Source organism: Brevibacterium zhoupengii, from assembly GCF_021117425.1.
GTDB classification, from domain to species: Bacteria; Actinomycetota; Actinomycetes; order Actinomycetales; family Brevibacteriaceae; genus Brevibacterium; species Brevibacterium zhoupengii.
Map to the genome: position 1 here is coordinate 4,193,480 of NZ_CP088298.1, position 13,336 is coordinate 4,206,815.

The window sequence follows — 13,336 nt, forward strand, 5'->3', positions numbered from 1 at the left end:
AAACAAATTGGTTGCAATCGTGTGTGCGAAATTTTTCACACTAAGATTTCACAAGAAAAATCACATTACATAACAACCCAAACAAATGTTCGGGCTGTTGATGCTCGCGTCCACTATACGATTCTCAAACCACTACCAAACACCACCCACACCACGAACAGCTTTTTCGACTGCGAGTGTGGACGGGTTGGTCCTGTTGGTTGAAACCACGTGCAACCATGACTGGTTGGTTTGTGATTCCAGGACCCAATAACGTGTTCGTTCTAGCCCACCATCATCACACCGTCGACAAGGCATGAACCTTAACGACGCTGTGCGGGTTGAGCGAAAATAATGATGTTCCACCCTTGAGCTCCCAACCGGCACCACGTTCGGGTGACACGTTGGGGTTCTGATGTGTGCTCCTTAGAAAGGAGGTGATCCAGCCGCACCTTCCGGTACGGCTACCTTGTTACGACTTAGTCCCAATCACCAGTCCCACCTTAGACGGCCCCCTCCCACGAGGGGTTGGGCCACCGGCTTCGGGTGTTACCGACTTTCGTGACTTGACGGGCGGTGTGTACAAGGCCCGGGAACGTATTCACCGCAGCGTTGCTGATCTGCGATTACTAGCGACTCCGACTTCACGTAGTCGAATTGCAGACTACGATCCGAACTGAGACTGGCTTTAAGGGATTCGCTAAAACCTCGCGGTCTCGCATCTCTCTGTACCAGCCATTGTAGCATGCGTGAAGCCCAAGACATAAAGGGCATGATGATTTGACGTCATCCCCACCTTCCTCCGAGTTGACCCCGGCAGTCTCCTATGAGTTCCCACCATCACGTGCTGGCAACATAGAACGAGGGTTGCGCTCGTTGCGGGACTTAACCCAACATCTCACGACACGAGCTGACGACAACCATGCACCACCTGTACACCAACCCCAAAGGGGAGGAACTGTTTCCAGAACGGTCTGGTGTATGTCAAGCCTTGGTAAGGTTCTTCGCGTTGCATCGAATTAATCCGCATGCTCCGCCGCTTGTGCGGGCCCCCGTCAATTCCTTTGAGTTTTAGCCTTGCGACCGTACTCCCCAGGCGGGGCACTTAATGCGTTAGCTACGGCGCGGAGAACGTGGAATGTCCCCCACACCTAGTGCCCAACGTTTACGGCATGGACTACCAGGGTATCTAATCCTGTTCGCTCCCCATGCTTTCGCTCCTCAGTGTCAGTTACAGCCCAGAGTCCCGCCTTCGCCACCGGTGTTCCTCCTGATATCTGCGCATTTCACCGCTACACCAGGAATTCCAGACTCCCCTACTGCACTCTAGTCAGCCCGTACCCACTGCACGCGCAACGTTAAGCGTTGCGTTTCCACAGCAGACGTGACCAACCACCTACGAGCTCTTTACGCCCAATAATTCCGGACAACGCTTGTACCCTACGTATTACCGCGGCTGCTGGCACGTAGTTAGCCGGTACTTCTTCTGCAGGTACCGTCACCCGTAAGGGGCTTCTTCCCTGCTGAAAGCGGTTTACAACCCGAAGGCCGTCATCCCGCACGCTGCGTCGCTGCATCAGGGTTTCCCCCATTGTGCAATATTCCCCACTGCTGCCTCCCGTAGGAGTCTGGGCCGTGTCTCAGTCCCAGTGTGGCCGGTCGCCCTCTCAGGCCGGCTACCCGTCGTCGTCTTGGTGAGCCATTACCTCACCAACAAACTGATAGGCCGCGAGCCCATCCCCAACCGAAAAAACTTTCCACAACCAAAGATGCCTTCGGTTGTCATATCCGGTATTAGACCCAGTTTCCCGGGCTTATCCCGAAGTCGGGGGCAGGTTACTCACGTGTTACTCACCCGTTCGCCACTCATCCACCCACAGCAAGCTGCGGGTTTCAGCGTTCGACTTGCATGTGTTAAGCACGCAGCCAGCGTTCGTCCTGAGCCAGGATCAAACTCTCCATAAAAAAATTATGTTACGAATGAATCCCAGCAAGACAGCCAACCAAACGATCACGGGGTGACCGCAGTCGGCTCAATGTTCATGTCCACACACGCTGGCGTGACCGCCCGGCGAAGGGCAGTCACAAATGTGTGACCATGTGATTGTCTTACCAGAAAAATAATGTTTCTGGCATCACTATTTGTTCAAACAAACACGCTATTGGATTCTCAAACCACAAACACTCACCCATCACCACAACCCAACATCTGGGCATGTTCACTGGGGGTGTCAGTTTCAATTTATATGGCTGCCAACCACGTTTCCGTGTGAACCAACTAAACTGTGTTTGTGCTGGTCACACCCGGTGAAAACCGTTCTCGAAGAGTTCGTTTTCTGCGGGGCAACGAGATACAACTCTAGACCAGGCCAGGCTCGTCGTGCAACTCGAAACCGGAAATCTGATCGTGACGCCCACCACACCCCTCAGGTGAGCCGAAATTCCACCGGCTGGCCCCCTCCGATCCGCAGGGCTCCGGCACCCGGATCCGCAGGGGCGGGCCCCTGCTAAACGTGGAGCGCACCGAATCGTAGGAGTTGCCCAGTATCCGGTGGCTCTGCCGCTGCGTTCCTCTTATTGCAGACCTCTATGCACCGGCTCATGACCCAACACTGTGCTGTGGGTTCGGCAGGTTCGGCCAAGTCAGGGCCGTCCACTAGCCTTGGTCACATGACTTCGGCTCCCACAACCTCTCCGCTTGACGTCCTCCATGATGTCTTCGGCTATGACGAATTCCGGGGCCAGCAGCAAGCGGTCGTCGATCAGATCGTAGGCGGAGGAGACGCCGTCGTCCTCATGCCCACCGGTGGTGGAAAGTCCCTCTGCTATCAGATTCCGAGTCTCGTCAGGCCCGGAACAGGCATCGTCATCTCACCTCTCATCGCGCTCATGGCCGATCAGGTCGCTGCACTGGAGAATCTCGGTGTCAGGGCCGCATACCTCAACTCGACACTCGACTTCGAGGAAGCACAGAACGTCGAAAGCGCACTCCTTGCCGGGGAGCTGGATCTGCTCTACCTGGCACCGGAGCGCCTGGTCCTGCCACGCACAATGTCCCTGCTCGAACGAGCCCAGGTCGCGCTGTTCGCTATCGACGAGGCGCACTGCGTATCGCAGTGGGGCCATGATTTCCGCAGCGACTATCTCGGCCTGGGAGTACTGGCAGAGCGCTTCCCCGATGTGCCTCGCATTGCGTTGACGGCCACGGCCACACCTGCCACTCACGCGGAGCTCACCGAACGTCTTCATCTCGGCGAGGCCCAGCATTTCGTCGCCAGCTTCGACCGGCCCAACATCACCTACCGCATCGAACCGAAGCAATCTGGTCGCTCCCAGCTCATCAGCTTCATCACCACAGAACACCCCGGCGACTCCGGCATCGTCTACTGCCTGTCCCGCCGCGGTGTCGAACAGCTCGCCGAGGCGCTCGAGGCCCGAGGGATCAACGCTCTGCCGTATCACGCGGGCCTGCCCTCAGAAGTGCGCGCCGAGCACCAGGCACGATTCCTCCGTGAGGACGGTCTGGTCATGGTCGCGACGATCGCCTTCGGCATGGGCATCGACAAACCCGATGTCCGCTTCGTCGCCCACCTCGACCTGCCGCGCAGTGTTGAAGGGTACTACCAGGAGACCGGCCGTGCCGGACGTGACGGACTGCCTGCTGATGCGTGGATGGTCTACGGCCTCGGCGATGTCGTCTCCCAACGCCGCCTCATCGAATCCGGAGACGGCGATCGAACCTACCAGCGCCGAGCAATGTCGCACCTTGATTCGATGCTGGCTCTGTGCGAAACCGTCGACTGCCGGCGCGTGCAGCTCCTGCGCTACTTCGATGAGGAATCCGAGCCCTGTGGCAACTGCGACACCTGCATCACTCCCCCAGTGACCTGGGACGCAACGGTGGCCGTGCAGAAACTTCTGTCGGCAGTCATCCGCCTCGACCGAGAACGCGGCCAGAAATTCGGCTCCGGACAGGTCATCGATGTGCTGCGCGGCATTGACAACGAACGGTCCCGCTCGGCCGACCACGAGAGCCTCAGTGTCTGGGGCGTCGGCAGCGATCTCAGTGAAACCCAATGGAAGACCGTGGTCCGCCAGGTTCTTGCCCGCGGCCTGCTCGAATCCCATGGCGACTACGGCGTCCTCGTCGTCGGCGAGACCGCCGGACCCGTCCTCCGCAGCGAGGTCGAGATCTCACTGCGCGTGGATCCCGTGAAGAAATCCGGATCGAAGAAGGCAGCTGCCAAACGCCGAGGTGGCCCAGAGGTCGAACTCGGCACCGCAGACACAGCCCTGTTCGAGGCTCTGCGTGCTTGGCGTGCCGATCAGGCGAAGGAGCAGGGCGTCCCCGCCTATGTCGTGTTCCCCGATGCCACCCTGTACGGAATCGTCGAGGCCAAACCCAGCACCATCGGCGAGCTAGGCCAGGTCAGCGGAGTGGGTCTGAAGAAGCTCGACCGCTATGGTCCCGGCGTCCTCGAGGTCCTTGAGTCCAGCGCCGCCTGATCGTGGGCTCAGTCGCTCATTCCTGTCCTGCGGCGAATGCCTCGGGTCCTTGTTCCACTGCGGCGGGATCCATCCACATGAACTCGATGATGTTGCCGTCGGGGTCGGCCATGCTGATCGAGTACATGAACCCGAAGTCCTGCGGTTCCTTGTTCTCCGATCCGCCGGCGTCGAGAATCTTCGCTCGTGTGGCGTCAACGTCATCACGGGAATCCCGGCTCAGAGCGGTGAGCACCTGCGCAGTCGAATGCGGATCAGCGATCGGCTTGTCGGTGAACGTCCCCAGGTACTCCCTCGTCAGAATCATGAAGAAGATACCCTCGTCCCATTTGAGACAAGCGGCGTTCTCGTCGGTGAATTCGGGAACAACCTCGGCGCCGAGATTGGCGTAGAACTTCTTCGCTCGATTGAGATCGGTGGTCGGGTAGTTGACGAAGATCTGGGTCATGACTGCTCCCTCGCAGCTGGTGTCCAGCAATGGGCTCAATATCCTCGTCCTCGCTCACCGGCATGTCAATAGACCGACGAGACTCATCAGTTCGTCTTCGTCACGGTGACGTCGATGGGTGTCGGGTTCGTGAAGATGTCGAAGACCGGGCAGTGAGCATCGACAGTCTGCTGCAGCTCCTGGTAGGCCTCGTCACTGTCGGGGCCCGTGATGTTCACGGTGACACGGACTGCGGAGAGTCCCGCTCGCACCGAGTCATCAGCACCGAAGAGCCCCCGAACATCGAGGTCACCCTCAGCTCTGACGTCGAGGTTCTCGAACGTCAGTCCCAGGTTGTGTGCGTAGAGGCGGTAGACGACTATCTGGCAGGAGATGAGGGCGCCGAGCGCGTATTCCACGGGGTTCGGTGCGGCATCGTCACCCGCCAAAGGGGCCGGCTCGTCGACGGTGAAGGTGTGCTTGCCAGCGGTGATGACCGAGGAGACCGAGCCCTGGGCGCTTCCTTTGGCCGAGAAGACCAGCTGCGCGTTCTTCTCCGAGGCGGCGATCCGGTCATTCCATGCCTGACCCGCCGAGGTGAGGCGTGCGGCACGATCCTCGGCACTGATGGCAACGGTCGAGACCGTTCCGCTGGTGGAATCTGTGGTGGTTTCTACTGTGGTGGTCATGGACATCTCCTTGGCGTGAGTGGTGTTCGCTTGAGTGATCCCCAGACTAGGAACACCGGCTTCCTGCAAGCGGGCCGATCGTCAGATTCCGACGCGCTCCGTCACACTCTCGAAATGCACCGACGCATACCGACATAACCTGAGTGCCTGCCCGGCGAGCCCGGCGCCCGTCGAAAGCTCGTTCCCGTGCCACATCGGGGGAACAAATCTCATCCTTCTGACGGACAACACGCCTGATCAACGACTCATAGGGTTGAGGAATGAGCGAAACCCCACCCCGAAGTCGACTCTCAACGACGACCCTCCTCATTTCAGCCGGAATCGTCTTAGGCATCGGTGCTCTCGTCTTCGGAACTGCCGTCCTCATCGGACTCACCGTTCCAGGTGCGCGGGCGCATTTCGATAGCCTCATCGTCACTGTGCTGCTCGTGCAGAGCGCAGGGACTCTATGGGCGCTGACGTTCACCCTGAGCCGCCGCGGTCACCGACTCTCGGACATCGGCTTCGCCCGCCCCTCTCTGCGCCTCTTCCACCTGCTGTGGCAGATTCCCACAGCTGTGATCGTGGTGCTCCTCACGCAGGCCCTCGTCTTCGCGGTCACAGGCTCGGACCCTGTCAGCGACTCAGCGACCGATTCGCTGGCAGGAAACGCCGGCGCCGCCGGTGCGATCGTGATGTTCGCCGCCGTCGCAGTCATCACCCCGTTCTGGGAAGAGCTTTTCTTCCGCGGCCTGATCTTCGGCTTCGTTCGTGACCGCCTCGGCACAACATGGGCGGTTGTCATCAGCGCCGTCATCTTCGCGCTGTGCCATGGCGTGCCAATTCTCCTGCCCTACATGCTTGCACTCGGCCTCTGCCTAGCACTGCTGCGGGTGTTCCACGGCAATCTGTGGGGCTCGCTGGGCCTGCACATCACGATCAATTCGACGGCGTCCATCGTCCTGCTGCAGGCCGCATTCGCGTAAGGAGGCGCCGTCGACCATCCTCGCTCGAGGTGCTTCCGGCACGGCGTCCTGAATCACGGGCGGTGATGCCCGAACACAAGACTGGTCTGCGTGTGGGCGATCATCGGATCCGAGAGATGCGCGTCGATGAAGTCGTTGAGTCCCGTCGGATGGGCGGTGGCGATGTGCACGAGCAGGTCCCGCTCCCCCGACACCTGGAAGACATCAAGAGTCTCAGGTGCCCGAAGCAGTCCCGCGATGACATCGCTCATCTTCGACCGTCCCACCGGTGACATTCGCACGGAGATCATGCCGAACACGTGCAGACCGAGCGCTTCGAAATCGATGTCGGCATGAAATCCCTTGATGATGCCACGCGATCTCAGGGCACTGACTCTCCCCGAGCAGGTCGACGGAGCAAGCCCCACCCGGCCGGCGAGGTCCTTGTTGGAGATCCGAGCATCGGAACCGAGCTCACGCAGGATCGCCAGGTCCACCTCGGCGAGGTGGGAATCGTTCGATTCAGCACGATGATCGACGATCAATTCCGAATTCACCACAGAACTCACTTCCAATTCTCGTCATCTGTTCGGATTGACTCGATGATATCCGTGATCTGAGTAGTCTGTGAGGTGAACCGGACCAACCGACCCGATGAAGGTGAGTCATGACGACCCTCGAGCGATCAGCCTGCGAACTCCTCGACCGCGACGATCCTCTGCGCAAGCTCAGAGACGAGTTCATCCTCCCCTCCGACACGATCTACCTTGATGGGAACTCACTGGGAGCCCAGACGAAGGGCGCGGCCGGACGAGCCCAGGAGGTCATCGAGGACGAATGGGGCAGCGGCCTCATCCGCTCCTGGAATACGGCCGGCTGGTTCGATCTGCCGGCAACATTGGGCGAGAAGGTGGCCGGCATCGTCGGTGGTGGGACCGGCAGCACCGTCGTCACGGACACCACCTCGATCAACCTGTTCAAAGCCGCATCGGCCGCGCTGAAGATGCAGGCCGCCGATGCACCAGAGCGTCGCGTCATCCTCACCCAGCGGGAGAACTTCCCCTCCGATATCTACATGCTCCAAGGCCTGGCCGAGCAGCTCGACGACGGTTACGAGGTGCGTCTCGTCGACGACGCCGAGGTGACCGCCGGGTTCCCGGACACGATGACCGACGAGGTGGCCCTCGTTGTCCTCACCCACGTGAACTACCGCACGGGCCGCCTCTTCGACATGGCCACCACCACCTCGGCGATCCATGCGGGCGGTTCCCTGGTGATCTGGGATCTGTGCCATTCGGCGGGAGCCCTGGAGATCGACCTGGCCGGATCGGGCGCGGATATGGCTATCGGCTGCACGTACAAGTTCCTCAACGGCGGGCCGGGTTCACCCGCTTTCATCTGGGTCTCCGAGGCACTGCAGAATCGTTTCACCCAACCGCTCTCGGGCTGGTGGGGGCACGCGAAGCCCTTCGAGATGTCGCCGGACTATGCTCCAGCCGAGGGTATTCGCCGGTATCTGACCGGCACGCAGGGCGTCATCTCGATGGCAGTGGCCGAATTGGGCCTCGACATCGCCAACAGCGTCGATATGGCAGCCGTGCGACGGAAGTCCCTGCAGCTGTCCGACCTCTTCATCGAGCTCGTCGAATCTCGCCTGGCCGATCATCCCGTCCAGATCGTGACCCCGCGTGAGCACGCTCATCGCGGGTCACAGGTCTCGATCACCCACCCTGAGGGATTTGCCGTGATGAGTGCGCTGATCGAGCGTGGAATCATCGGCGACTATCGGGAGCCGGAAGTCCTGCGCTTCGGCCTGACTCCGCTCTACATCGGCTTCAACGATGTCTGGGACACCGTTGAGGCGCTGCGTGAGATCCTCGACAATCGGCTCTGGGATGCGCCCCAGTACAAGGTCCGCGGCGCCGTCACCTGAGCAGTCGCACCTGGTCACACGGTCACTTGAGGCAGGCTCACCCGACCCGTCGCCCACGTCCTGCCAACACGTAGGCGCCGATCCCGATCGCGCCGATGGCCAGAACCGAGCCCCCGATCGTCACAGCCTGCGGGATCGTGGCGATGGTGCCGAGGACGCCGACGGTGACCCCGGAGAAGGTCTGCATACCGGGGCCGAACATCGAGTAGGAGCCGATGACTCGGCCACGGATCTCGGTCGGAGCTTCGAGCTGGATGATCGCCATCTCGGTTGATTCGGCGGTGATCTTGCAGACTCCGGCGAGGACGAGCACGATCAGCGCCAGCCACAGGTGTGAGGTGAAGGCGAAGACGATCGAGCTCGCCCCGAGTCCGGCGGCGGCGACCGCGGCTGCTGCTGGGGTCGGTCGCACCCAGCCTGTGGCCTCGAGGAAGAATCCGCCGAGCACACCCCCGGCGCCGAGGGCGAAGAGCAGCAGTCCGTACGTGAAGTCACTGTCTCCACCTGGGTCGGTCAGCAGCCCGCCGAAGACCGGCATCGCCGTCTGCAGCACTGCTCCGATGGTGATCGAGGCGAGCGCCGCCAAGAGCAGCATGCTGATGATCGACCGGTTGTGACGGACGTCGACGAGCACCCGCAGCGACTGCATCAGGGTCGTGCGCGTCTTGTTCGGACTCCCGCTCCTGGTGTGCCCGGTGAAGGGTGTGCGCATGAGGAAGATCGTCAGAGGCAGATAGAAGATGATGTTGATGAAGATGCCCCAGGTCGGGCCGAACGACAGCAGCAGCACCGAGCCGACGACCGGCCCGAACAGGATCCCGAGACTGCGGAAGGTTGCGTTGATGCGCACCGCGCTGGGCAGTTCGGAACGTCCGGCGAAGTCGTAGAGCATCATCTGCTCGGCCGGGCCCCACAGGCATCCGGCCAGTCCGTGGATGACGAGCAGCACGCAGGCCTGCCACAGCTGCAGCGAGTCGGTGAGGAAGAGGATGCCCCAGCACAGGGACACGAACATGAACAGTCCCTGACCGATCTGGATCAGCCGCCTGCAGTCGAAGCGCTCCGCTAGAGAGCCTGCGTAGACGGAGAGCAGTAGGAACGGCAGCCAGTGGCTGATGAGTTGGAACCCGACGAGGGCCGGGGATTCGAACTTCTGCCACAGCACCCAGTAGGTGATGACGTGTTCGATGTTGTCACCCATCATCGCCAGCCCGGACCCGACCAGGTAGGGCGCGGTCTTCCAGCTGCGCAGCACCCCGAAGCGGCGCGGATGTGCCGAGCTGTCGGCTGAATCGTCTCGGATCTCACTCACTCGGCCCATTCTGGCACCGTCGCAGCCGGACCGAACCCGACGTACCGAAGCGTGGAACCCGATGTCGTCGAGGCAGCTCTGGCCTGGCCATGGACGAGACCATTGATCTCGCCCGGAAATGGGGTCACCATTGAACTGATCGAGGAGGATCAGATGTCAACGAGCACATCCACAAACCAGCCACCACTCGCCTCACAGAGAGAGAAGACCGCCCTCATCGTCATCGACGTCCAGACCGCAGTGATGGCCGCATCATGGAATGCCGCCGAGGTGACCGGTACGATCTCCAAATTGATCGACCGTGCCCGAAACGAGGGAGTCGAGGTCATCTGGGTCAGGCACAGCTCCGGAGAACTGCCCGCAGGCACGCCGCAGTGGCAGATCGTCGATGACCTCTCGCCGGCCGATGACGAGACCATCGTGGAGAAGACCCACGGCAGCACCTTCGAGGACACCGACTTCGAGGACGTGCTCGCGTCCAAGGACGTCGGCCACCTCGTCGTCACCGGCGCACAGTCCGATGCGTGTGTGAGGTCGACGATCCACAGCGGGTTCGCCCGCGGCTACGATGTCACGTTGGTCTCCGATGCGCATACGACCGAAGATCTCAGTGACTGGGGTGCGCCTCCCCCAGAGCAGGTAGTCTCCCACACGAATCTCTACTGGGGCTTCGAATCAGGACCGGGGCGAACCGCCCGAGTCCAGGAATCATCAGAGGTCGACTTCACTGCGCCGTGATTCCTGACATCATGGGTTCATGAGTGAAGACACCCGCAGCATCGAACTGACCAGGATCGCAGAGAACCACTACCGCGCCACGGCACCGAGCGGTGCAAGCATCGAATTCGGTCGCGGTGAGGGCCTGATGACACCCGTGGAGCTTCTGCTCGCGGCTGTTGCCGGGTGCTCCTCTATCGATGTCGACACCGTGACCAGCAGGCACACCGAGCCGACTCGCTTCGACGTCTCGGCCCAGGCTGACAAGATCGACGAGGATGGTGCCTCCCGCGTGGACAATGTCCATCTCGACTTCAACCTCGCCTTCCCCGATGACGAGGACGGTCGCAAGGCCGATGCCCGCGTCGAGAGGCTCGTCGGCCTCTCCCATGACAAGTACTGCACGGTCTCGCGCACGGTCGAGCACCCGACGAACGTCGACTTCAGCATCCACCGCGACTGACCCTCGCCGAGGTAGGGGCTCAGCTCTCGGCCAGCCGTTCCCGTTCGACGTCGATGTCGAAATCGGCCGCCGGCCATTGTGGGTCGATGTCCCGCAGCGCATTGAGCAGGAGCCGCTGAACCGCGATCCGGGCGTACCATTTGCGGTCGGCGGGGACGACGTACCACGGGGCCACCTCGGTGGAGGTGCGTTCGAACACTGTCTGGTAGGCGCGCATGTAGTCGGGCCACATGAGTCGCTCGTCGACGTCACCCGAGTTGTACTTCCAGTACTTATCCGGGCGGTCCAGGCGCTCCATCAACCGGTCCTTCTGCTCATCGGGGGAGATGTTGAGCATGACCTTGATGATGCGCACACCCGCCTCGGCGAGCTGTGCTTCGAAGTCGTTGATGGCGGTGTAGCGACGCTCGATCTCTTCGCCATCGGCGAGCTCACGGACCTTGCCGATGAGCACATCCTCGTAGTGGGAGCGATCGAAGACGCCGATCATGCCGGGCCCGGGCACGCGCGGTCGGATGCGCCACAGGAAATCGTGGGAGAGCTCCTCCTTCGTGGGGGCTTTGAACGCGGCGAGCGCAACGCCCTGGGGATCGACTGAGCCGACGACGTGGCGCACGATTCCGCCCTTGCCGGCGGTGTCCATTGCCTGGAGGATGAGGAGAACGGCCGGGCCCGACTCCTCGTCATGATGGGCGGCGAACAGTCGCTCCTGGAGATCACCGAGCTCGGGAATGCAGGCCTTGAGGTCCTTGCGTCCGGACTTCTTGTTGCCCTCGTATCCAGGGGTCGAATGCGGGTCGACTTCGTCGAGCCGAAATCCTTTGCCTGCCCGCAGCAGCGGCTGCGGATCGGTGCTCCAACTCTGCGTTGTCTTCTCGCTCATGGCTTCATCTTTGCAGGCAGGAGGGTCAGCGTCTATAACCGTGGTGATCTCCGGCGATTGCTGTGGCGATCTCAGCGGGTTCTGCGCGCTCAGTCGGGCTTGCGAAACACTGAGGGCAGTTTCTTCATCTTCTTCGGCGTCTCTCGATACGACCACTGCCGCATCGGCTGCGGGACCCGCCACTGCAGCTTCCAGGCCAGCATGCGGAAGGCGAAAGCGAGGCCTGCGATGATCAGCGACAAAACGTTGTTGAGGATTCCTGTCGCATCGGCGATGAGAGTCAGCCCCGCTCCGAAGAGGGCGGGGATGAGGTACAGGTCGGTACCGGTGAAGATCGCCGGGTCCTCGCTGGCCACCGCGTCGCGCATGAGTCCGCCGCCGCAGGCCGTGAGCGCACCCATGAGCAGCGCCGCCGGGTAAGTTGCACCGGCACCGAGGGCGATCGTCGTGCCGGTGACACTGAAGATGGCGAGCCCGATCGCATCGAAGGTCACGATCCAGATCCGAGCTCGCGAGACGTGCTTGCCGATGAGGTATATGAGGAGGGTGGCGATGATCGGCGGGGCCAGATAGATCGGCTGACCGAGCGCGTTCGGCACCCGGTCGAGGAGGACATCGCGGATCATGCCTCCGCCAATGCCCGTCATCGTCCCAAGGACCAGGCCCCCGGTGATGTCGAAGCCCCGCCTGGCGGCCAGGAGGACTCCCGAGACTGCGAAGACGAAGGTGCCGGTGAGGTCGAGTGCGAGAAAGACTGCTTCCTGAAAGTCCACGCGCTCCTCCCCTTCCGACTCATCAACGGTGCATCCCGCGCACCGATCGGTACGCGGTCAGCATTGCCGGCGCCGGATCTCGGTTCTCGACGCCTGGTCACCACTGTAGTATCCCCTCGCCGAGGCGGCAGTGCGCCGGGAAGTCAGCTGAGCTGGAAGTTGTCCGGGTTCTTGTATTCCTCGATCTCGACGCTCGGGCTGCCTTGGCCCTTGAGCAGCTTCGAGATCGGGCACCTGGCGTGGGCTCGTCCGGCATACTTCTCGGCGTCGGCGTCGGAGACGCCGTCGATGGAGATATAGGCCCGGGGCACGAAGTGGAATCCGGCATTGGACTCTCCGTGCAGGTCGACCTCGACCCTGACTCGGGACAGGGCCTCGACCTGGTTGACTGCGAGCACGACCTTGAGGGTTTCGCCGAGGCAAGTGCTCCATGCCATGGCGAGGAACTGTTCGGGGTTGCTGCCCTGATCGGTATGTGAGGTGGGTGCTGTCGCCAGAGTCATACCGTCTTCGACTCGGACCTCGCCCGAGGTCCCGCCGAGGTTCTCGACCTTTGCGGTGTAGATAGGTGCACTTGCGCTTCTTGGTTCGTCCGAGTCTCCGCTTGGCGCCTGCGGCTCGGCGTATCCTGGGTTCTCAGTCATTGCACTATGCTACGTCAGCTTGACGGCAAGTTCACTGGTAATTTCGTGAGTGAGATGCGCCCCGTG

General features: G+C 61.4%; 12 protein-coding genes and 1 rRNA gene. 5 read left to right on the top strand and 8 right to left on the bottom strand.

What is annotated here, in order from left to right:
• Positions 1-409: 409 nt before the first annotated feature.
• Positions 410-1,944: ribosomal RNA gene (locus LQ788_RS18920) — 16S ribosomal RNA — on the bottom strand.
• A gap of 705 nt (positions 1,945-2,649) precedes the next feature.
• Between LQ788_RS18920 and recQ the strand changes: the two genes are divergently transcribed.
• The gene (gene recQ / locus LQ788_RS18925; RefSeq protein WP_231443703.1) at positions 2,650-4,485 is read left to right on the top strand and encodes a DNA helicase RecQ; all 1,836 of its coding nucleotides are present in this window, start codon (positions 2,650-2,652) and stop codon (positions 4,483-4,485) included.
• A 16-nt stretch (positions 4,486-4,501) separates the two neighbouring features.
• Here the strand turns inward: recQ and LQ788_RS18930 are convergent, their stop codons facing one another.
• Positions 4,502-4,933, bottom strand: a complete 432-nt coding sequence (locus tag LQ788_RS18930; protein WP_231443705.1) for a VOC family protein — start codon at positions 4,931-4,933, stop codon at positions 4,502-4,504.
• A gap of 86 nt (positions 4,934-5,019) precedes the next feature.
• Positions 5,020-5,601 carry an OsmC family protein gene (locus LQ788_RS18935; protein WP_231443707.1) on the bottom strand — a complete coding sequence of 194 codons (582 nt, stop codon included), beginning with the start codon at positions 5,599-5,601 and terminating at the stop codon, positions 5,020-5,022.
• Positions 5,602-5,861: 260 nt separating this feature from the next.
• Here LQ788_RS18935 and LQ788_RS18940 point away from each other — a divergent pair, with 260 nt between their 5' ends.
• A complete protein-coding gene (locus tag LQ788_RS18940; protein ID WP_231443708.1) occupies positions 5,862-6,566 on the top strand; it encodes a CPBP family intramembrane glutamic endopeptidase in 705 nt (234 codons plus the stop codon).
• Between the two features lie 53 nt (positions 6,567-6,619).
• Here LQ788_RS18940 and LQ788_RS18945 read toward each other — a convergent pair whose 3' ends face one another.
• Positions 6,620-7,102, bottom strand: a complete 483-nt coding sequence (locus LQ788_RS18945) for an Lrp/AsnC family transcriptional regulator (protein WP_231443710.1) — start codon at positions 7,100-7,102, stop codon at positions 6,620-6,622.
• Between the two features lie 110 nt (positions 7,103-7,212).
• Between LQ788_RS18945 and kynU the strand changes: the two genes are divergently transcribed.
• On the top strand, positions 7,213-8,478 hold the full coding sequence (kynU, locus tag LQ788_RS18950; RefSeq protein WP_231443712.1) for a kynureninase: 1,266 nt from the start codon (positions 7,213-7,215) through the stop codon (positions 8,476-8,478).
• 37 nt (positions 8,479-8,515) lie between these two features.
• Here the strand turns inward: kynU and LQ788_RS18955 are convergent, their stop codons facing one another.
• Positions 8,516-9,790, bottom strand: coding sequence for an MFS transporter (locus LQ788_RS18955; RefSeq protein WP_231443714.1), 1,275 nt, complete (start codon positions 9,788-9,790; stop codon positions 8,516-8,518).
• Between the two features lie 153 nt (positions 9,791-9,943).
• On the opposite strand from LQ788_RS18955, the gene LQ788_RS18960 reads away from it, so the two are divergent.
• Together LQ788_RS18960 and LQ788_RS18965 are read left to right on the top strand one after the other, a co-directional pair.
• Positions 9,944-10,528, top strand: a complete 585-nt coding sequence (locus LQ788_RS18960) for a cysteine hydrolase family protein (protein WP_231443716.1) — start codon at positions 9,944-9,946, stop codon at positions 10,526-10,528.
• 19 nt (positions 10,529-10,547) lie between these two features.
• A complete protein-coding gene (locus tag LQ788_RS18965; protein WP_231443718.1) occupies positions 10,548-10,970 on the top strand; it encodes an OsmC family protein in 423 nt (140 codons plus the stop codon).
• 19 nt (positions 10,971-10,989) lie between these two features.
• On the opposite strand, the gene LQ788_RS18970 is transcribed toward LQ788_RS18965, so the two are convergent.
• The 3 genes from LQ788_RS18970 to LQ788_RS18980 all read right to left on the bottom strand — a co-directional run bounded on the left by LQ788_RS18970 (position 10,990) and on the right by LQ788_RS18980 (position 13,270).
• Positions 10,990-11,853, bottom strand: a complete 864-nt coding sequence (locus LQ788_RS18970; protein WP_231443725.1) for a PPK2 family polyphosphate kinase — start codon at positions 11,851-11,853, stop codon at positions 10,990-10,992.
• A gap of 89 nt (positions 11,854-11,942) precedes the next feature.
• Positions 11,943-12,626 carry a trimeric intracellular cation channel family protein gene (locus LQ788_RS18975; RefSeq protein WP_231443726.1) on the bottom strand — a complete coding sequence of 228 codons (684 nt, stop codon included), beginning with the start codon at positions 12,624-12,626 and terminating at the stop codon, positions 11,943-11,945.
• Positions 12,627-12,769: 143 nt separating this feature from the next.
• Positions 12,770-13,270 (bottom strand): OsmC family protein, encoded by a 501-nt coding sequence (locus tag LQ788_RS18980; RefSeq protein WP_231443728.1) that lies wholly within the window; start codon positions 13,268-13,270, stop codon positions 12,770-12,772.
• Positions 13,271-13,336: the final 66 nt, after the last annotated feature.